This window comes from Bacillus sp. FSL H8-0545, from assembly GCF_038006105.1.
Classification (GTDB): Bacteria; Bacillota; Bacilli; order Bacillales; family Bacillaceae_G; genus Bacillus_A; species Bacillus_A cereus_U.
On sequence record NZ_JBBOUO010000001.1, the window covers coordinates 2,129,939 to 2,151,395 of the forward strand.

The following is a 21,457-nucleotide window of genomic DNA, read 5'->3' on the forward strand; positions in this document are numbered from 1 at the left end:
TTAGGATTGTTTATTTAATGTCCTCGAAAGCGGAGTGCTGCCTTCGCATCGGGGCTTTGTCCTCCTCCCAAAACCAAAAAAATGTTTCAAATTATATATCCACATCATACTGATTAAACTAAATATTTAATCTTCGTTTATTTCATTCATTATGTAAATAAAAAAGGATAATTAGCCCTCATAATGGACTAACTATCCTATTATTATATGAATTTAATAAAATCGAGGTCTTTTTTGTATACGATATAATATATAAGCTATAGATTAATCATTTTTCAAACCGTATATGAACGAACTTCAACATCTTTATTAAATTTACAATCCGCATCATAATTCGTGTACTTCCATCCCAATTTTTATTTGTAGGTATATGTTTAAAGAAAGGGGAGCAGCTTAATATTTTTATGTTAGAAGACCATTTTTCTATTGTCTTTGGATTATTTACGTAAAAATACATCATAGCGCCGTTATTACCAGATTTTTTTACAGTAGCATTCGAAAGCGTCAGTGCGAACTTTGATTCAGCATCAAAATATAACTCTCCTCTAGGAAAACGTTTTGCCATAGCGACAATTATCTCCTTCAGTTCTTCTTCTTTAAAGTAATAAAACACACCTGCTGATATAAAAAGAATACCGTCTTTTGGATCATATTTTATATCGTTGAACCAAGAAGTGTCAAAGAATGATTTGGCAATATTTATATTTCGTGGTGTATCTTCAATTAATGTTTTGCGGAAAGCGATCGCATCAGGCAAATCAAGGTTATACCACTGTATAGTACCGTTATCAATTCTTGAAAAAGTAGTGTCTAGTCCAGAACCGATATTTACTATAGTAGCATTCGGATTCTTTGTAATAAATTGTTTTATAGTATCATCAATTTTTCGTGCACGGGTAATGTAAGTGATACATCCGTATTCGCCAAATGTATCTGCTATTTTAGAGAAATCAAAGTCGCATTCTTTAATAATCCGAATAGCTTCCGTATCATCTAAAATATCCTTGTTTTTCTCACTACCATATGCTCGTCCCCATAGTGGAATAAGCATAGTACCTTGAACTGATTGTAAATCTATTTCTTTAACCATGAAACGTCCTCCGTTTAATAATAAAAAATATTATATATATATGATTAGTCGTTATTTAGCATTTTTGATAGCATTTTATTTGTTTTATACAGTCCGTAAGTTAAATCATGTTGATCTTCTTCATTGAGTTTTTCAAGATTACTAGTGAAATTATTATAAATTTGTTTCCATCTTTCATAATGTGCTTTTTCAGCTTTATCTGTTAAGGAAATTAAAACAGCTCGTTTATCTACTGTATCTTGTTTTTTTATAATGTATCCGTTTTGCTCTAAATTACGAACGGTTACACTTAATTGTTGTTTAGGTATGTTTAAATAATTAGCAATCATTTTTAAATTTACAGCGACCTTTTGCTGGGCAATATACTCAACTATGTGTTGCTCTAAATGTGTAAATTCAGTGGATTTCTCTGATAATAATTTAAAAGTACCTGACATATTTAATAATAAATTCATGTATTCGTTTGTTAATTCTTTATTAGTCATTATTTTTCGTGTCCTTTATCAATTTAGTAATTATTTTATTACTATTTTCACTTAAAATCAAATAATTATATTGATATTAGTAATTATTTATTTACTAATACGATGTTATTTAAGTCGTGAGAAATACAGTAGAGGAAAAGTTAAAGTATTTTTATGAGAGGAGAATGAAAAAATTATAAAATATTACTTTATACATAAAAAACTAATGAAGCCAATGTCTTTTTCAGTCATTATACTATTAATAATTTTATGGTAAAATCTTTTACATAATGAAATAAAGGGGTAGTATTCTATGGGTTATTTCTCAAATAGTTTATTAGTTTTGTTTGTTCTTCTCGTATGTAGCTGTATGATTTTCGGTTGATAATATAATGATAGATTGATATAAAAGAAGGTATCTCACAAAGTGATATGATCCCCTTATAGTAGACAGGAAAAAGAAAGCACATTAACCTGTTTACTATGGAGGGGATTTTTTTATGGGGAAAATTAGAGTCACTTACGATGTAGAATTTAAGAAAAAAGCTATAGATTTATACTTAAAAGAAGGCATGAGCTATAAAACCATTGCGAAAGAATTAGGTATTCATCACTCGGTTGTAAGTCGTTGGATGAAACACTTTGAAGCTGAAGGAATCAAAGGACTAGAAGAAAAACGCGGTAAAGCAAAAGGACCAGGTTTAGGTAGACCAAGGATTAGACCCGAAGATCCAGAAGCTAAGATCAGACGATTAGAAGCGGAAAATGAAATGTTAAAAAAGCTCTTAGGGATGTAAAAGGAGGAATGAAAGTCGTATCCAAAACGAAAAAATTCGAAGTCATCCATGAAATGACAAAAACAGGTTATACAGTGACCATTCTATGCGATATTGCTGGTGTAACCAGAAGTGGGTACTACAACTGGATAAAACGGCATACGACGCCTTCAAAAAAACAATCAGAGGATATCGAAATTAAGAAAAAGATATTGGCGTGTCATAAAAAATTAAGAGGAATTTATGGATATAGAAGAATACAAGTGTGGCTGAAAGCCACATATAACCTTCATTTGAATCATAAGCGCATCCAAAGATTGATGAGTGAACTAGGTATCAAAGCCGTAATTAGGAAAAAACGACCTTATTACGGAAAAAAAGAAGCTTATGTGATTTCAGAGAACCATCTAAATAGGGAGTTTCAAGCTTCAAAACCGAATGAGAAATGGGTAACCGATATTACCTATTTGATTTTCAATGGACAGCGCTTGTACTTATCCGCTATTAAGGATTTATACAATAATGAAATTGTTGCCTATGAAACCAGTCGTAGAAACGACTTAAAACTTGTGTTAGATACACTGAAAAAGGCAAAGAAAAAACGAAATGTGAAGGGAATCCTCTTACATAGTGATCAAGGGTCCCAGTATACATCTCGTCAATATAATCAATTACTTAAAAAATATCAGATGAAGGCAAGTATGTCTCGAAGAGGCAACTGTTGGGATAATGCTTGTATGGAAAACTTCTTCAGTCACTTTAAGGCAGAGTGTTTTCATTTACACTCCTTCCATAAAGCGAATGAGGTCAAACTTGCCGTGCGTAAATATATGCACTTTTATAACCATCAAAGATTTCAAAAGAAATTAAATAACCTGAGTCCATATAAATATAGAACTCAGGTTGCTTAGTTGCGCTTTTTAAATACTGTCTACTTGACAGGGGTCACTGCAAAGATGAGATACCTTCTTTTTCTTATAATTGTAATTTAGATTCAGTATTTGGTGATGGTTGAAATGTATATATTTTATACTCACCATTAGTTGATATACTAAACAAATATTAAATAGAGAAATATGTATGGTACCAATCTTATTAAGTTCCTTATGTTTTTAAAGAGAAGGAGTTTCCTTTTTTCTTATTGAAGTATTGTTCGAGTCAGTTTGACGACGGTCAAAATTTTTTTGGAATAAAAACAAAAAGGATGATAGGGAGTATTTACATGAAAACTATTTTAAAGTACACAATTGAACCCCCTAAAGATTTCAATGAATTATTAACTATGTATGAATCTTTAGGGTGGAATTCTCTTAACTTATCGGTTAATGAGTTAGAGAAAATGTGTAAACAAAGTTGGTATGCAATTTATGTTTTTGATGACCAAAAGTTAGTAGGGATGGGACGGATTATATCAGATGGTGTAATTACGGGCATTATTTGCGGAGTGTGTGTATTACCGGAATATCAGTCCAAAGGCATTGGAAAAGAAATAGTGGAACGATTAATCCGGCACTGCGAACAAAAACGAGTTATTCCACAACTTATGTGCGTTGAAGATTTAAAACATTACTATGAATCAATTGGATTTGAGGAATTTTCGATTGGTATGACGAAGCATATTATACGATAGCAGGGTTTTATTTATTAAGTTTTTTATGTATTCAAATCTATTTTTAGATTTTAAAAACCTAATAATAAAGGAGACAAAAGTCATGGAGATTGCTAAGGGAGTAGAGATGTTACATCTTGAATTTCAAGAGTATATTATTCACCCAATTCTTTTATGGGATGATGAAATGGCAGTTTTAATAGATACTGGATTTCCTGGACAAATTGAAGATATACGAGTAGAAATGGGTAAGGTTGGAGTATCGTTTGATAAACTAAAAGCCGTGATTTTGACGCATCAAGATATAGATCATATAGGTAGTCTTCCTGAACTATTACAAAACTGTGGAAGTAATATAAAAGTCTATGCTCACGATCTAGATAAGCCATATATCGAGGGGGAGTTACCTTTGTTGAAGGATGCACAAGTACAGAATCCTCCGAAAGGAAAAGTGGATGATACTTTGGTTGACGGCCAAGAACTTCCATATTGCGGTGGTATTCTTATTATTCATACCCCAGGGCACACTCCTGGTCATATTAGTTTATATTTGAGACAAAGTAAAACTCTTATCGCTGGGGATTCAATGTATAGCGTAAACGGAATTTTAGGGGGAATTCATGCCCCAACTACTTTGGATATAAAAGAAGCGCAAAATTCTTTGAAGAAGTATTTAAATCTAGAAATTGATTCGGTAGTTTGTTACCATGGTGGATTAAGTAAGGGGAATATAAATGCACAAATTCAAAAGCTGTAGATAAGAATTTTTTGTTAATCGGTGCTAAAGTATAATCTAATTGCTAGTATATAAATAAAACCCTTAAATTAATAAAGAGCATGTTTGAAGGGATTTCAAACGTGCTCTTTATTAAATATAATCAATTTAATTTTAATGACTTAACCCATTCCAATAAAACGAAACGATTTGTTTTGCTAATTCATCTATATTTGCAAGAGTAGGATTGTGATTCTCATCTTTAAAATTCCCGATTGATAATAAAGCTACGAAAGCATGGGCAGCAAATTTAGGATCTCCTTTAGGTATTTCTCCAAGGGCCGTCGCATTATCGAGTGCTTTTTCCAATACGTCATACATGTTATCCTCGGCATTTTTTAATTCCTTCAATTGCTCTTCAGATAAGGATAGTTTTGCATCTTTCATAAAGTTCTTCATATCAATATCCATCGTTGCGTGTAAGTATACTTTAGCAAAGTCCAATAATCTTTCTTCCAAAGTCTTATTTGTAGAGAGGATTTGATCCATATTTTCTCTTATTCGTACCATCATTTGAATCATAGTAGCGGTAAATAAATCCGCTTTTGTTGAATAGTAATAGTAGACGGTTGCTTTTGTAACACCACATTCTTTCGCGACCTCATCCATCGAAACAACTTGATAATTTTGAGTGAGAAATAACCTAGTTGCAACTTCTAAAATGATTGCTTTTGTAGATTTTGTATTTTTATTTTGACGAGGCCTTCCGAGAGGACGTTGTTTTTGATCCAAATACATTCGCTCCTGACATTTATGATTGAGATAATTATAACATAATTTTTTAATCATTCTTGATTAATTAACCGACCAGTATATATAATTAATATTGGTGGGGAAAAGGAAGGTGGGTTTTTATGAAAAAGCACCCGTTAAATATGTTAGGGAAGCTTGTAGCAGGGAAGAATACGCAATGGATAACTTTATCGGTTTGGATTCTTATTACATTGGTACTTTCATTTACGTTGCCACAAGTAAACAGTATGAAAGAACCGAATCCGAAAAATTTACCTGAAACAGCTATGTCACAGCAAGCTGAAGCACTTATGAAAAAAGAATTTCCTAATAATGCAGGAAATCCGTTGTTAGTTGTATGGCATCGAGATGGTGGATTACAGTCAAAGGATTATAAACTCATACAAGACGTTTATAAAGAATTAAAGGCCAGTCCTTTAAAAGAACAATCATTGTTACCACCATTTGATACAATTCCTGAACAAGTATTATCAAAAAGTGCATCAAAAGATGGTACATCATTTGTCACACCAATATTTTTTAATAAATCTGCTGGAACGGATATATTAAAAAGTAATTTAGAAGAGTTACGAAAAATAGTGAATAGTAAAGTGGATGAAGATCCATTCAAACAAAAAATTACCGATTCTGGTTTACATGTTCGATTATCTGGACCTGTAGGTATTCAAACGGATGCGGTAAGTTTATTCAGTCAAGCTGATGTGAAATTATTAGTTGCTACTGTACTTCTCGTATTAGTTTTATTAATTTTACTGTACCGTTCACCAATTTTAGCAATTTTACCTTTAATTGTCGTTGGATTTGCGTACGGTATTACAAGTCCTACACTTGGTTTTTTGGCCGATCATGGATGGATTAAAGTAGATGCACAGGCTATATCGATTATGACTGTTTTACTGTTTGGAGCAGGAACGGATTACTGTTTATTTTTAATTTCAAGATATAGGGAGTATCTGTTAGAAGAAGAAAGTAAATATAAGGCACTGCAACTTGCGATAAAAGCTTCAGGTGGTGCAATTATAATGAGTGCACTAACTGTAGTATTAGGATTAGGAACATTATTGCTTGCACATTATGGAGCCTTTCATCGATTTGCAGTACCATTTAGTGTTGCTGTTTTCATAATGGGAATCGCTGCATTAACAATTCTTTCAGCATTATTATTAATTTTTGGTAGAGTTGCATTCTTCCCATTCATACCGAGAACAACTGCAATGAATGAAGAGTTTGCGAAAAAGAAAGTTTTAAAAGTAAAAACTACAAAGGGGGCCTTTAGTAAAAAGATTGGTGATATTGTTGTACGTAAACCGTGGACAATTATTATGCTAACTGTATTTTTATTAGGAGGATTGGCTTCATTTGTACCACGTATTCAATACACGTACGATTTATTAGAATCATTCCCGAAAGATATGCCATCACGTGAAGGATTTACATTAATAACGGATCATTTTTCAGCTGGAGAATTAGCACCAGTAAAGATTGTAGTTGATTCAAAAGGAAAAGATTTACCTATTAAACAAGAAATAGAGAAATTATCCTTTGTTAATAAAGTGAAAGAACCAATGAAGGGAAAAGAAAATAATCAATTGCAAATGTATGAAGTTTCTTTAGTGGAAAACCCATACTCAATTGAAGCATTAGATCAAATCCCTGAATTGAAAAATAGTGTAAAAAAAGTATTAAAAGACACAGGGATTAGTAATGCAGAAAATCAATTGTGGATTGGCGGGGAAACAGCTTCCTTATATGATACAAAACAAATAACAGAACGTGATGAAGCGGTTATTATTCCTGTGATGATTAGTATTATCGCTTTATTATTGCTTGTTTACTTACGTTCTATCGTCGCGATGATTTATTTAATTGTAACTGTCGTTTTATCATTCTTCTCAGCGCTAGGAGCAGGATGGATAGTACTTCACTTTGGTATGGGAGCTCCCGCAATACAAGGCGCGATCCCATTATATGCATTCGTATTTTTAGTTGCCTTAGGAGAAGACTATAATATCTTTATGGTCTCAGAAATATGGAAAAATAGAAAGAAACAAAATCATGTAGATGCAGTAAAAAATGGTGTTATACAAACAGGAAGTGTAATTACATCAGCTGGTTTAATTTTAGCAGGAACTTTCGTAGTATTAGGTACGTTGCCAATCCAAGTTCTTGTTCAATTTGGTATTGTGACTGCAATCGGCGTATTACTAGATACGTTTATTGTGAGACCATTATTAGTACCAGCAATTACAGTTGTATTAGGACGTTTCGCTTTTTGGCCAGGAAAACTTTGGAAAGAAGAAAAGCAATTACAAAAAGAAGATACTTTATAAAAGAAGGTTGCCGATAAAGTCAGTAAAACTGATTTTTAGGCCACCTTCTTTTTTGTTGGTCTGATATAGAATGATCATTTTGAATATGCAACGAAAAAAATAGATGAAATGTATGATGAAGTTTTAAGTGCATTAAAATTTTTCTTATCAGACATAATAATTCATAAGAAATTCCAATTGAGTGAGGAATTTCTAAAATTATGCATTGTTATAGGATGATAAAAATGTGGGACAAGATTGTTTCGTATGTACCTGAGTGGAAAGTTTTTATACAAGCCTTTATCGTACTATTCATTCCATATATAATTTCAAGATTTTTTAGTTGGATTCGCACATTAGAAAAAGAATAATATAACAAACTATATTCAAGTGAAAACAAATATTGATATGTAAAGAAGAGTGGTATAAGAAGCTTTTTTGGAGAAAGAGTGATGAAGGTGAAAGCGCAGGATTCAATAGTTAATCAAAGCCAAGAACAGGGAAATACATATGAGAATAACGCGACAAAAGTTTCTGAAAACCACTTTACAGGTGATTTCAACTTAGATTTAGAGGTAATAAAAAAAGAGGCTCTTGATAATTCGGACGTTTATTGTCGAGAGTTTAATATCGGCGGGACTAGCATCCGCGCAGTTCTTGTTTTTGTAGAAGGGCTGTCAGATAAAGATCTTATTGATATGCACATTTTGAAATCATTAATGTGTAATTTTCCTGATGAGTATAAAGATGAATCATCTAATATGAAAGATAGTGTTTCAAAAGAGTTTATTAAAAACCGAGTTCTTCCTATTAGTGGAGTGGAAGAAGTACAATCTGTGCAAAAAATGATGTCAAAGGTGTTAATGGGTTCAACGGCATTATTAATTGATGGATTATCAGATGTATTAATACTTAATACAAAAAAAGGAAAAACACGTAATATTGAAGAGCCAATATCAGAGGGATCGGTTAGGGGTCCACGGGTAGGTTTCACAGAAGTTTTATCGGACAATACTGCTTTGTTACGGTTACACGGTGAAAATGAAGGATTATCATTAGTGAAATTTCATGTAGGAGAACGGGCTAAGAAAGACTTGGTTGTTGCCTTTATGAAAGAGATTGCTGATCCAGAATTAGTAGAAGAAGTTAAGAAGAGAATTGAGAAAATTAATATTGATAATGTGCCAGAATCAGGTTATATAGAACAACTTATTGAAGATAATTATCTTAGTCCTTTCCCGCAAGTACAGAGTACGGAACGTCCTGATAAAGTTATCGCTGCATTAATGGAAGGAAGGGTTGCAATTTTATTAGATGGAACACCTTTTGTATTAATTGTTCCGGTTACATTTAGTATGATGATGCAATCACCCGAAGATTATTATGAACGCTGGATACCAGGTACGCTGATTCGGTTATTGCGCTTTGGAACGGCTATTATTTCTCTATTTGCTCCCGCTCTGTACATTTCATTTATTTCATTCCATCCTGGATTGATTCCAACTAAGTTAGCCATTTCAATTATAGGAGGGCGAGAAGGCGTCCCGTTTCCTGCAATTATAGAAGGATTATTTATGGAAATTGCAATTGAAATTTTACGAGAAGCAGGGCTACGACTACCTAAGCCTATTGGTTCAGCGATGGGAATTGTAGGAGGATTAATCATTGGGCAATCAGCTGTATCAGCTGGAATTGTGAGTCCAATAATGGTAATTGTTGTGGCGGCCACAGCTATTTCTTCTTTTGCACTTTCTCATTATAGTACAGCAATTCCATTACGTATTCTTCGCTTTGTAGCTATGTTTTTCGCTGCTATATTCGGATTATATGGAGTTATTCTATTTTTCTTATTTATATGCAGTCATATTTCAAGGCTTAAAAGTTTTGGTGTACCTTATGCTAGCCCGGCTGTCTTATATCAATTTACCGATTGGAAGGATTTTATTGTTCGTATGCCAATTCAGATGATGAAGCGACGTCCAAAAATGTTGAATTTAAAAGACTATGTACGGAAAGGAAGTGAAGAGGAATGATTATGAACTCAAAGGACAAAATTCCCACTTCACAAGCAGCTGTGATTCTTATCAATTATATACTTGCTGTCGGAATCCTCACTTTACCTAGAACAGCAGCTGAGAAAGTGCAAACTCCTGATGTTTGGATAACGGTTATTTTAGGAGGACTAATTGCGATAGTTGCAGGCATAATTATCGTGAAGTTAAGTCAACAATTTCCTGAAAAAACATTTTATCAATATAGCCAAGAACTTGTAGGGAAATGGCTTGGAGTGTTAATTAGTTTGTTGATTATCGGTTACTTTTTAACACTTTCTTCCTTTGAACTTAGAACGTTGGAAGGTATAACAAGTTTCTTTCTATTAGAAGGTACGCCTGACTGGGCTATTCTTATACCATTCATGTGGATAAGTCTGTATTTAAATCTAGGCGGAATAAATGCGATAGCACGCTTATTTGAAATTATTTTTCCAATTACAGTTTTTATTTTTTTAGTGACATCTTTTATGAGTATAGGAATATTTGAACTCGATAATCTTCGTCCTGTATTAGGATTAGGGATTGTTCCGGCATTAAAAGGCCTAAAAACAACAACTACGGCATATTCGGGTGCTGAAATTATGTTGTTACTTTTAGCATTTATGAAGAAACCGTCTCAAGCAGTAAAAGTTGTTATAATTGGCACTACGATTCCTTTATTTTTTTATGTTATTACAGTAGTAATGGTTATAGGAGCGTTTTCTATCGATGGTGTATTGTTGAGAACATGGCCTACAATTGACCTTATGAGAAGTTTTGAAATTCAAGGTTTAATTTTTGAACGGTTCGAATCTTTACTATTAGTGATATGGATTATGCAAATCTTTGCAACATATACAATCTGTTATTATGCAGCTGCTTTAGGGTTAGCACAACTTTTTAATAAAAACATTCATTCCTTCTTGTATGGATTACTCCCAGTCATATATATCATTGCTGCAATTCCAAAAAATATAAATGAGTTATTTGAATTTGGAAATTTGATTAGTAACGCAGCGATAATATTATTTGGTATTCTCCCGTTTCTTCTCCTTATGATAGCGAAGGGGAGGAAAAACAGGCATGAACCAAAGTATTAAAAGCAGAAAAATTTTTATAGGGATAACGTCAATTGTTTTTCTCTTATTACTTACAGGATGCTGGAGTAGCCATGAAATTGAGGAGTTAGGTTTCGCTGTAGGTTTAGCAATAGATAAAGGAAAAGAAACAAAGATTGAGAAAGAAATTGAAGAAAAGGGCGGTGGATATAAAAAGAAGAATTTAATAACAACCACCTATCAATTTGTTAAAGCACAATCATCATCAGACGGAGGAAAAGGTGGAGTATCACAACAAAAAGCTTATATGAATGTTGCAGAAACAAGTGATTCTCTTCATCAATCAATACGTGAAGTTGCATTAAGAAGGCAACGGCCTATCATTTTTCATCATACGAAAGTAATAGTTGTTAGTGAAAGTATCGCCCGAACATATAATTTAACGCAGTTATTGGACATCTATGTTCGTGATAATGAGATGAGACCTAGTTGTTTTATTATGGTTAGTAAAGGGCTAGCTAGTGATGTGTTAAAATCGAAAGAATCTGGGGAAATTCCAGCATTTCGCTTGATTGAAATCGAGGATAATCAATATAGATCCTCACGAATTTTACCGCCGATGCCACTAGCTAAACTACCAGGAAAGGTGAAATCTGGTGCGAGTTTTCTTTTACCGAATGTGATTTCTATAAACGGAGAAGTGAAATATGTAGGTGCAGCTGTTATGAAAGGGAGTACAAAAAAACTCCGTGGTTTTTTGAACGAGAATGAATTAGAAGGACTAATGTGGATAACTGCAAAAGGGAAAAGTGGCTTGGTGAAAAGTTATGATAAAAAGACGGGAAAATTAGTTATGTATGAAGTGAAAACTATGAAAAGTAAAATTACGCCCCATGTAAAAGGAGATAAAATTTCTTTTGATGTAAATGTTCAGTCTGTGGGGCGATTATCTGAAAGTTGGGCGGAATCCGAGGGAGCTTTTAAAAACGCATTTCTCAAAAGAGTGGAGCAAGCAGCGGAGCAAGAAGTGAAGCGATTAGTGAAGCATACATTACAAAAAATTCAAAAGGAATATAAAACTGATGTTGCTGGCTTTAATACTAGTTTGAAAATCGAGTATCCAAAAGTATGGAAGAAAGTTGAAAAGGATTGGGATAAAGTGTTTAGTAAGGCGCCAATTAAATATAATGTTAAGCTAACCATTGAAGACTATGGTACGGAAGGTGCATAACGAAGAAACATCATAAAATATACAAAAGCTCTAAATCGTGGCCTTTTATTAATGCTCACGATTTAGAGCTTTTATGTTATGCAGATCTAATTTTATTAAATCAATTAATAGATATTAAATATTTTATTTTAATGTTCTTTATTTTATAATTATTTCTAGATGATATTAAGGGGGATTCAAAATGGCTATGATATTTATTGAAAAAGCTACAATCTTAGATACTGAAAAGTTGACAGAAATAATGAAAAGAACATTCGATGAAGAAGCAAAACAATGGCTATGTGGCCAAGAGGGTGTAATAGATTATAACATTCAACCACCAGGATATTCTTCAATTGAGATGACTATGTATTCGATCGAAGAATTGGATTATTTTAAAGTGATAATGGACGAAGAAATTGTCGGTGGAATTATAGTTACGATTTCTGGTAAGTCTTACGGTAGAATTGATCGTATATTTGTAGAACCTAAACATCAAGGAATAGGAATTGGAGCACAGGTTATTGATTTTATAGAAGAAGAGTTTCCAAGCGTAAGAATTTGGGATCTTGAGACGTCTAGCAGACAAATTAATAATCATCATTTTTATAAAAAAATGGGCTTTGAAACGATTTTTGAAACGGAAGATGAATATTGTTATGTGAAGAGAATAAAGACAGCTTCAAGCGAAGAGAACTTAGTTAATAATAATGATATGAAAACTGGGCGATATGAAAACTGTAATTTGGCAAATTCAGAGTATTATCAAGTGAATTTAAAAGATAGCTCATTTGTTTATAGCAATGTAATGAATATTAATATGAGTAATTGTAATTTAAGTCAATCAAAGTTTAAAAATATAAATTTAAGGAACTCCTCATATGCAGATTTAAATCTTTCGGGCAGTAAATTTAATTTGGTGACTTTAGGTGGAGTTCAATTCAAGAATACAAATCTTGGAGCGGAAAAGGAACCTATTTTATTTGATAGATGTGATTTGGAAGGATGTACAATAAGTAACAGTAATCTTAAAAACGTTGAGATAGAAAATTGTAATATAACTGGTATGAAAATAAACGGTATTCCAGTAGAAGAACTGCTTGAGTTGTATAATCGGGTGAAAAATTAAACAAAAAAACACTTAGTATCTTCTAAGTGTTTTTTTTATTTTGAACGAGAGAATATAAGAGATGATGTTCAAAAAATGAATATTATATCGAAATAATTATATAAAAATAACACAAAGAAATAAGGGTAGGCAGGATTTTAATATTGGATATTAGAATATGATAATTGAATGGAGGGGAGAAAGATGGGGATTAACGTTAGAGCAGTAGAAACACAGGATGCTAGAGCAATTCATCGTATATGCATTCAAGATGATGTTTTACCATATATGGTTTTCCTACCTAGTATGCGTGTAGATGCAATGGAGAATAGAATTCGAAATTTAGCACAGAATCAATTTGAATTTGTAGCAGAATATGATGGAGAAGTTGTTGGATTTGTCGGTTTAACCCAAAGTCCAGGACGAAGATCTCACTCGGGTGATTTATTCATCGGAGTAGATAGTGAATATCACAATAAGGGAATTGGAAAAGCACTTCTTACAAAAATGCTTGATTTAGCTGATAATTGGCTAATGTTAGAGCGAGTGGAGCTTGGTGTATTAGAAACGAATCCTAGAGCCAAAGTATTATATGAAAAATTTGGATTTACCGAAGAGGGTGTAAAGGTTGGGAATTTGAAGGCTCATGGGAAATTTGTTAACGAAATCATGATGAGTCGTTTTAGACCAAATGGTTTGATTGTACATAATAAATAGAGGTGTAAATTGAACGGAAATATCGATTTGTTTTGAAAAAAGTATGGCAAAAGGACGCCATGCTTTTTTAGTTTGTTAAAAATAAAGAGCAATTTTTATTTAACGGATGTTTTAACGGGTGAAGCATTAGGAATCATCTTGATCCGGAAAGCATATGACTTAATAGAATCTATTTCTATGTGCAAGGGGAATGCATATGTGGAAAATTCAAAAACCTTGAAAAAACCATCGCATAAGTATATTTAAATTTTATTTATTTTCATACATAGCATAATTGCGCATTCAAGGAACAAGGAGTGATTGTAATGTCGACAGACCAACCTATTCCTGGACATTTTATTATGGACCCACAGCGGGCTATGCTGTTGCCACCGGAATTGAAAGCAGCTCCACCTGAATCATTAACAGAACAATTATTTATTGAACGATCTATAACTGAAAATAGATTTTGGTTACGTATTATGAAAGAGCATGCTTTGTTTCTTGGTGAGGGATTTAACCGTAACGATAAAAATTTAATTCAGCAGGTAGAACAATTTTATAATCAGTTTGATAGGCAGCTGCAAAAAGCATTTACTATTCCACAAACTGTTCAAGCGGTAAGGCAATTAAATGAAGAAAGCATTCAGTTAGTGTATGCTTTTCGTAATTATAAAAGAAATTTACTTATTTTAATCATCAATTGTAAAGTGAAAGGGTTTAATTTCCCACTTTTAGTGGATCATGTTGCACGAGAAGCAGAATATTTTATGCGGACACTTCAAAAGTTTAACGAAGGGAAAATGGATCCTATTCAAGATGCGATTATTAGTGAGAATGTTTTCTGGCTGCGTATTATGATGGAACACTCACGTTTTATTGGATCATTACTGGATCAATCGGAAAGAAATCTTGTTCATACAGCGTTGAAATTCGGTGATGATTTCGAAATTCTGCTTAACCAAGCTAGAGATGTTGAATCAATGTTATATCAAAAAGAACCGACATATCCAATTATAGGGAAAATGAATAAAGATAGTGAAAACGCCACTGTTGAGTTAAGGAATTTCAAAAAAGCAGGATTAGAGTTAATTCAAACATGCCAAATTCGAAGTGTTATTAATCCATTGCTTGCTGATCATGTTACAAGAGAGGCAGAGCATTTCCTCTTCATGATTCATGTATTGGAGCAAAGGCTAAAGCAAAAGCAAGTGGAACAATCTCCGCAATAATAAATAAACAAGAAAAGCATGACAAACTAATGTCATGCTTTTCTTGTTTATCCCGCTATTTGTGGGCAGTAAAACTCCCACCTCAAAATTCGGCTGGAGCAAAGAAGTTAGGTGGGAGATAAACTGCCCGCCCGTAAACGCCAGATTGGTGAAGGCTAATAATCAGCGGGGGATGAACAAAACCCCCACTGATTAAAGTTTCACTTTATAAATTGTGATTTGATTGTTTCGGTTGTAATAAAAATGATGCTAATCCAATGAAAATAAGTAGAATTCCTATTCCTTGCTGTAAAGAAATTGTTTCATCTAAAATGAAATAGGCTAGCATACAAGTTCCAATTGTTTCTCCTAAAATACTCATCGAGATAACAGTAGCGCTCATCCATTTTAATAACCAATTGAAAATTGTTTGTCCTAAAATCGTTGCAATGAATGCCAGACCTATAAAGGACCACCATGTTTGTGCAGTGTAATTGAAGAAAGGTGACTGCTGTGTGTAAGCAAATATACCGAGAAAGAGTGAACTACTGCCATAACTAATTACCGAGTACGGTATTAGGGATAGGTCTTTACGAACATGTTGACTAATGAAAAAGTAAGCTGTTATGACGCCAGCAGCAATAAAAGCTAAAATATCGCCGTATAAAGCTTCTCCACTAATTTGAAAATCCTGCCACCCAATCACGATACTTCCTGAAATTGCAATAAGGCAGCCTATAATCGCACCTTTCGTAAACCGTTCCTTAAATAAAAAATAACCACCGACCATTGAAAATAAAGGTTGCAACGTTACGATAACTGTAGAACTTGCTACAGAAGTATACTGTAATGATTCAAACCATAGGACATAATGAGCTGCTAGAAATAATCCAGATAAGAGTCCAAATCCCCATTGCTTTTTTGATAATGAGCGAAGTTCGCTTCGATTGTTTGTATTAAATATTAGAAACGGTAAAAGAATTACCGTAGCAAACAATAATCGATAAAAAGCAGTGATTGCTGCAGGGGCATCTGCTATTTTTACGAAGATTGCTGAAGTTGATAAGGCGAACACGCCGAAAAATAAGATGAAATATGAAAGAATAGGTGATTTCAAAGTTTGTCCCTCCGTTTTGTTGTTTATTATAATGAACTGTATATAATATAATGTACAAAAGTTAGTATATAAGCCTAAGCTGAAATAAGGAAGGATTAATTGCCACTGTTTAGTATGTCAGCACAAAAGGGATGAAAGATGTATTATGATGGACGAAAGGAAGTTTTAAAAATGATTCATTATCGACTAGGTCAAACTGTTTTAAGTTATCGTAAGAAAAATAATATGACAATTCGTGAATTTGCTGATTATGCAGGAATCAGTACTTCACTTATTAGTCAAATTGAAAGAGGACATGCCAATCCTTCTTTAAATGTATTGGAATTAATAGCGAAAGCATTAAATGTACCGCTATTTACTCTTTTTATTAATGATATTGATACAGACTCGCTTATTTCTAAGAAGAAAGATCGGAAAAAAGTATATCGAGAAAATAATGATCATATTGTTTATGATGTATTAACACCAGATTTTATGAAAGCTCGTATTGAAATGTTAATGATGGATTTAAATGGATATGCAAATACAACAGAAAGTCACTATTCCCACGAAGATAAGGAAGAAATTGCAGTTGTAATGAAAGGGGAAGTGTATGTGGAATTGGAAGGGAATGAATATTTTTTAGAAGAAGGAGATGTTGTCCGTATTCCACCGAACGTGAAGCATAGATTTTTGAATAAGAGTGATGAGATGAATCATATCTTATTTGTGTTAACACCTTCCTTAAGCTAAGGTAGAAATGTTTCGAGAGTTTTTACCTGGCTTTTTGGCAACTTTGTAGATGCTAAAAAGCCATTTTTATTAGGATTTAGAGGGGATAATAGAGATGGAAAATATAAATGTATTAAAAGATGGGCTTTCAATTATATCTCAGTGTAAAAAAGAAACAAATGATATTTGGCATGCACATTTTGGAGCAGCTGCAATTGCTAGTTATTTTTTTACTAAAAACAATAACATTGATGAAAAAACTGCCTGTAACATTTATTCTCAAGCGAAAATGATGCTCCATAAGCAAAGGTTAGGCGAAACAATTGATAATAAACAAGGTGTCAATTATCAAAGTGCTGAAGAAACGATAATCAAATCTTTGGAACAAACGATTGATGAACTCCATTGGGTTGGTCATAATGTAATTTACGTTTCTTTAAGTTTACTAGCCATTAAGGAGTTAAGTCATTGGGGGAGTGAGCAAGATATTAATAATATAGCAAACCTTATATTATCGTTTCAAAAAACAATTCCCGGTAGGTCTTGGATTGGTTTTACAACTAAAGAAGTAAAGCAATTAAGTATAAGTAATGATGAGATTCAAAGTGAAATTAAAAACCCAAAGCAATTATCAAAATTTATTTTAAATGAGTTATCAAAATTTCATGTTATATATAAGGCGGAATCACATCACGATTTAATTGGCCATATGCTTACCTTTTCACATGCGATTAATGTATTATATGACTTAGGGCATATAGAATTATTTCAACGAGGAATAAAACCACTATTAAAGCTAGTTTATGTACTTAGAAAAAGTCGCAATTTAATGCCGAATGCCCAAATAATATTGAATTCTCCTGTAGATCGTTTACCGCTCACAAAAGCAAAACAAGTTGATACACTTCCGCTAGATAATGCATTCTGGCTTAAAGACTACAGTGAATTTAATTGGGATTTTGGGCACATATTTAAATTTTCATATAGTTATTTTGATCACTTAACAAGGGTTCCAGAATATAAAGATAAAACATTTGAGAAATTCTGTTGTATATTAATGAGTAAAAGTCTCTAACTAATAGTAATTGGCACGTATTCATAAGCTTAAGTAACATATTTATAAAAATACGAAAGTTTTTTGTAATAACTTATAATATTTTACGTGAGAGGATGTAGAATATGTTTATTTCTGTTACTAGAATGCGTCTAAAAGGAAAAAGGATGTTACCGTTCTTTTTTATATATACAACGAGAGCTGGATTACAGGCGAATAAAGCGAATGGCTTAATACATTCTTCATTTGCAAAAGAAGGATGGCATACGTTTTGGACGTTAACGGTTTGGGAGAATAAGGAATGTATGAAAGAGTATCGTAGTAATGGAAGCCATTTACAAGCCATGAAAATAGCAAGAAAGATAGCGAATGAATTAGAATTTACAAATTGGGAAAGTGATACGATTCCAAAGTGGGCTGATTGTAAGGACGTGTTACATAATAAATATGGTAGAAAATTATAATGATCTGTAATAAGGGACTTAGTTTAAGTCTCTTTTTTTGTTAGTAATATATTATTTTTTCAAATATGTAAGATTTTACATTAGTATGAGACTTTTACTTATTATGTAAGTAGGCTATACTAAAGTACATATATTTTAAAATTGGAGCGAATAAAGACGACATGGAGTTAGTAAAGTTAGAAAAAATAATTGAATTGAAAAAAGAAGAATTATTGAATCTAGTCTCAAATTATGGACTTCAACATGAAAAAGTAATAGCACTCAGCCAAGAAATTGACAAATTAATAAACTGGTTTATGTTTTTAAAATAGAAAGAACTATGACGTGAGTTGAATATGTTATAGTTCTTTTTTATTCATATATATTGTCTAATTTCTTACAGAATGCGCAAGCTGCTAGTCGAATATGAGGAATTTTGGGTATAATATAATAGGATTTATTAAATGTATCGGTTAGGAGCGCAGCAAATATGAAAACAGTCGTTGTCATCGGTGGAGGTATTACTGGACTTTCTACTATGTTTTACTTAGAAAAATTAAAGAAGGATTATAATATAGATTTAAATTTAATCCTTATTGAGAAAGAAGAGTATTTAGGTGGTAAAATCCACAGTGTGGAAGAAGATGATTTTATTATGGAATCTGGAGCGGATTCTATCGTAGCTCGTAATGAACATGTTTTGCCGCTTGTAAAAGATTTAAATTTAGAAAATGAAATGGTATATAACGAAACAGGCATTTCTTACATATACTCTGATAATATATTACAACCAATTCCTGCTGACACTATATTTGGGATTCCTATGAGTGTTGAATCATTATTTAGCAGTACGCTAGTCTCAAAAAAAGGGAAAATCGTTGCTTTAAAAGATTTTATTACGAAAAATAAAGAGTTTACAAAGGATACATCACTTGCTGTATTTTTAGAAAGCTTTTTAGGGAAAGAGTTAGTGGAAAGACAAATTGCGCCTGTGCTTTCAGGTGTATATTCCGGTAAATTGAATGAGCTTACAATGGCATCTACGTTACCATATTTACTTGAGTATAAAAATAAATACGGAAGTATTATTAAAGGTTTTGAAGAGAATAAAAAACAATTTCAATCAGCAGGAAATAAAAAATTTGTATCATTTAAAAGTGGACTATCTACGATTATTAATCGCTTAGAAGAAGTGCTGGCGGAGACTGTAATTAAAAAAGGTGCTGTAACAACATCGATAAGTAAAAAAGGGGATCGGTATGAGGTTTCTTTTGCAAATCATGAGACAATACAAGCTGACTATGTCGTTTTAGCAGCTCCACATGATATCGCACAAGCTTTATTACAGTCTAATGAGTTAAATGAGCAGTTTAATAAGTTTAAAAACTCATCTCTTATTAGTATTTACTTAGGTTTTGACATACTAGATGAACAACTACCGGCTGACGGCACAGGTTTTATCGTAACGGAAAACAGTGATTTACATTGTGATGCTTGCACATGGACAAGCAGGAAGTGGAAACATACATCGGGTAAACAAAAGTTATTAGTAAGAATGTTTTATAAGAGTACTAATCCAGTATATGAAACGATCAAAAGTTATAGTGAAGAGGAATTAGTACGAGTAGCTTTATATGATATTGAAAAGAGTCTTGGAATTCAAGGTGAACCAGAAGTAATTGAAGTTACAAATTGGAAAGATTTAATGCCGAAATATCATTTAGAACATAATCAAGCTGTTCAATCATTACAAGAAAAATTGGCCGCTCTTTATCCTAATGTATACTTAGCTGGAGCTTCATATTACGGTGTAGGAATTGGTGCTTGTATTGGAAACGGAAAGAATACTGCCAATGAAATAATTGCGACATTGAATGAACAGTCAAAATAATAATATTAAATACATATGTAAATAAAATGTCCCTCCATTATGTTGGAGGGACATTTTATTTGTAATTATTTCACATTAATTGCAATCTTTTTATGAGATGTTTTATTTTCTTTAATAGTTAATATTATTTTTCCAGATTCTTCAAAGGAATACGGTGAGAGTTGATAAAGTTCTTTAATATTATGTTCTTCTTGTAATTTATTTGTAGGTATTATTGTTATATTAGGCTTCCATGTTTTCTGTTTGCCTGAAGGGTAGTCTACTATTATTTCTGGATTATTTAATTGTATTGTTTCCCAAGAGACAAAATACAGTTCAACTTCTGTATCTTTTTTTAGTAATTCTTCTGAGAAATAACCAAACTCACCAACATTACCGAAAACAGTAAAATTTTGATTTTGTAATTTAATATCTAAATATCTAGGTTGATATGTTGCAGCGTGATACATTCCGTATGAAAGAGAGAGTGTGGCAGCGATTAATATACCAACTGAAAATGTCGTAAAGCTATTTCCTTTAAAACTAGTCATCATGAATGAGTTTGGTGTGAATTTTTTTGCGAATAAAAAAATGAGTAAAATGAGCAAGAGGGATAAGCCGATGAAAATATACATAGGAATTTTACACCTCCATAATAAAAAACTTATTTTCTATATTTTAACATGAATGTATGAATTAGGTTGTCGTTTTAGAAGGGAAAGGAGGATATGGTATCGAAATTATAAAATAGCTTAGTACGAGCGGAGTGATAGAAATGAAAAGAATAAAATATATTTTTAAGTGAAGATGAGAAAAGAGTAACAGGAGGGGTGTAATTGTTACAGCCCTTTCCGAACGAGAAAGCCCATTGCCTTTAGGCATGGGATGAAAGTGAGGTTGGATACGGAGTACCACTAAAAATCGCAAGGTTCGTGGTACTTTAAGTATCCAAAGTATAGGTAGTTTCTCTAGGTCTTTTTGTTGTGATTTTCTGAGAATAAAAGATATATTGTAACGAGAATAAATGATTATAGAAGAACGGTTCAAAGTGTTTGAGAGAAAAATCTTCTCGTCTCATGCAGTTGCAAAGTTTATGGACACGTTCTCATTTTGTTTCTATTGCAGAAATGTATTAAATGAATGATGTTGAAAATCAAAAAACAAGGGGAT

General features: G+C 32.6%; 21 protein-coding genes. 16 read left to right on the forward strand and 5 right to left on the reverse strand.

What is annotated here, in order from left to right; all coding sequences use genetic code 11:
- Positions 1-268 precede the first annotated feature (268 nt).
- Positions 269-1,090, reverse strand: coding sequence for a class I SAM-dependent methyltransferase (locus tag MHI07_RS11175; protein ID WP_340823712.1), 822 nt, complete (start codon positions 1,088-1,090; stop codon positions 269-271).
- A 44-nt stretch (positions 1,091-1,134) separates the two neighbouring features.
- A complete protein-coding gene (locus MHI07_RS11180; protein WP_088078528.1) occupies positions 1,135-1,575 on the reverse strand; it encodes a MarR family winged helix-turn-helix transcriptional regulator in 441 nt (146 codons plus the stop codon).
- Positions 1,576-2,054: 479 nt separating this feature from the next.
- Between MHI07_RS11180 and MHI07_RS11185 the strand changes: the two genes are divergently transcribed.
- The 4 genes from MHI07_RS11185 (at position 2,055) to MHI07_RS11200 (ending at position 4,696) form a co-directional block, all read left to right on the forward strand.
- On the forward strand, positions 2,055-2,351 hold the full coding sequence (locus MHI07_RS11185) for a transposase (protein ID WP_215578889.1): 297 nt from the start codon (positions 2,055-2,057) through the stop codon (positions 2,349-2,351).
- Positions 2,352-2,359: 8 nt separating this feature from the next.
- Entirely contained in the window at positions 2,360-3,241 is an 882-nt protein-coding gene (locus tag MHI07_RS11190) for an IS3 family transposase (RefSeq protein ID WP_215582334.1), read from the forward strand.
- A gap of 311 nt (positions 3,242-3,552) precedes the next feature.
- Positions 3,553-3,960, forward strand: a complete 408-nt coding sequence (locus MHI07_RS11195) for a GNAT family N-acetyltransferase (RefSeq protein WP_002157875.1) — start codon at positions 3,553-3,555, stop codon at positions 3,958-3,960.
- A gap of 82 nt (positions 3,961-4,042) precedes the next feature.
- Positions 4,043-4,696 carry an MBL fold metallo-hydrolase gene (locus MHI07_RS11200; RefSeq protein ID WP_215598371.1) on the forward strand — a complete coding sequence of 218 codons (654 nt, stop codon included), beginning with the start codon at positions 4,043-4,045 and terminating at the stop codon, positions 4,694-4,696.
- A 132-nt stretch (positions 4,697-4,828) separates the two neighbouring features.
- On the opposite strand, the gene MHI07_RS11205 is transcribed toward MHI07_RS11200, so the two are convergent.
- The gene (locus tag MHI07_RS11205) at positions 4,829-5,446 is read right to left on the reverse strand and encodes a TetR/AcrR family transcriptional regulator (protein WP_340823721.1); all 618 of its coding nucleotides are present in this window, start codon (positions 5,444-5,446) and stop codon (positions 4,829-4,831) included.
- 122 nt (positions 5,447-5,568) lie between these two features.
- Between MHI07_RS11205 and MHI07_RS11210 the strand changes: the two genes are divergently transcribed.
- From MHI07_RS11210 to MHI07_RS11240, 7 genes are all read left to right on the forward strand, one after another.
- Complete coding sequence (locus MHI07_RS11210) at positions 5,569-7,797, forward strand: MMPL family transporter (RefSeq protein WP_340823722.1); 2,229 nt, start codon at positions 5,569-5,571, stop codon at positions 7,795-7,797.
- 431 nt (positions 7,798-8,228) lie between these two features.
- Complete coding sequence (locus tag MHI07_RS11215; RefSeq protein WP_340823724.1) at positions 8,229-9,809, forward strand: spore germination protein; 1,581 nt, start codon at positions 8,229-8,231, stop codon at positions 9,807-9,809.
- Positions 9,806-10,909, forward strand: a complete 1,104-nt coding sequence (locus tag MHI07_RS11220) for a spore germination protein (protein ID WP_033713972.1) — start codon at positions 9,806-9,808, stop codon at positions 10,907-10,909. The genes MHI07_RS11215 and MHI07_RS11220 overlap by 4 nt, the downstream gene beginning before the upstream one ends.
- Entirely contained in the window at positions 10,893-12,098 is a 1,206-nt protein-coding gene (locus MHI07_RS11225) for a Ger(x)C family spore germination protein (RefSeq protein WP_340823727.1), read from the forward strand. Before MHI07_RS11220 ends, MHI07_RS11225 begins: the two co-directional genes overlap by 17 nt.
- A gap of 181 nt (positions 12,099-12,279) precedes the next feature.
- Complete coding sequence (locus MHI07_RS11230; protein WP_340823729.1) at positions 12,280-13,206, forward strand: GNAT family N-acetyltransferase; 927 nt, start codon at positions 12,280-12,282, stop codon at positions 13,204-13,206.
- 183 nt (positions 13,207-13,389) lie between these two features.
- Positions 13,390-13,902, forward strand: coding sequence for a GNAT family N-acetyltransferase (locus MHI07_RS11235; protein ID WP_340823731.1), 513 nt, complete (start codon positions 13,390-13,392; stop codon positions 13,900-13,902).
- Between the two features lie 305 nt (positions 13,903-14,207).
- On the forward strand, positions 14,208-15,113 hold the full coding sequence (locus MHI07_RS11240; protein WP_002109881.1) for a DUF2935 domain-containing protein: 906 nt from the start codon (positions 14,208-14,210) through the stop codon (positions 15,111-15,113).
- Positions 15,114-15,318: 205 nt separating this feature from the next.
- Here MHI07_RS11240 and MHI07_RS11245 read toward each other — a convergent pair whose 3' ends face one another.
- A complete protein-coding gene (locus MHI07_RS11245; protein ID WP_340823736.1) occupies positions 15,319-16,209 on the reverse strand; it encodes a DMT family transporter in 891 nt (296 codons plus the stop codon).
- A gap of 138 nt (positions 16,210-16,347) precedes the next feature.
- Between MHI07_RS11245 and MHI07_RS11250 the strand changes: the two genes are divergently transcribed.
- The 5 genes from MHI07_RS11250 to MHI07_RS11270 all read left to right on the forward strand — a co-directional run bounded on the left by MHI07_RS11250 (position 16,348) and on the right by MHI07_RS11270 (position 20,308).
- Positions 16,348-16,941, forward strand: a complete 594-nt coding sequence (locus tag MHI07_RS11250) for an XRE family transcriptional regulator (protein WP_080013718.1) — start codon at positions 16,348-16,350, stop codon at positions 16,939-16,941.
- A 94-nt stretch (positions 16,942-17,035) separates the two neighbouring features.
- Positions 17,036-17,995: a hypothetical protein gene (locus tag MHI07_RS11255; RefSeq protein ID WP_340823743.1), complete on the forward strand. Its 960-nt coding sequence runs from the start codon at positions 17,036-17,038 to the stop codon at positions 17,993-17,995.
- Positions 17,996-18,099: 104 nt separating this feature from the next.
- A complete protein-coding gene (locus MHI07_RS11260; protein ID WP_002109886.1) occupies positions 18,100-18,438 on the forward strand; it encodes a hypothetical protein in 339 nt (112 codons plus the stop codon).
- 161 nt (positions 18,439-18,599) lie between these two features.
- The gene (locus tag MHI07_RS11265; protein WP_002012842.1) at positions 18,600-18,749 is read left to right on the forward strand and encodes an aspartyl-phosphate phosphatase Spo0E family protein; all 150 of its coding nucleotides are present in this window, start codon (positions 18,600-18,602) and stop codon (positions 18,747-18,749) included.
- Between the two features lie 158 nt (positions 18,750-18,907).
- Positions 18,908-20,308 (forward strand): protoporphyrinogen oxidase, encoded by a 1,401-nt coding sequence (locus MHI07_RS11270; protein ID WP_340823746.1) that lies wholly within the window; start codon positions 18,908-18,910, stop codon positions 20,306-20,308.
- A 65-nt stretch (positions 20,309-20,373) separates the two neighbouring features.
- On the opposite strand, the gene MHI07_RS11275 is transcribed toward MHI07_RS11270, so the two are convergent.
- Positions 20,374-20,922: a hypothetical protein gene (locus MHI07_RS11275; protein ID WP_002157857.1), complete on the reverse strand. Its 549-nt coding sequence runs from the start codon at positions 20,920-20,922 to the stop codon at positions 20,374-20,376.
- Between the last annotated feature and the right edge of the window lie 535 nt (positions 20,923-21,457).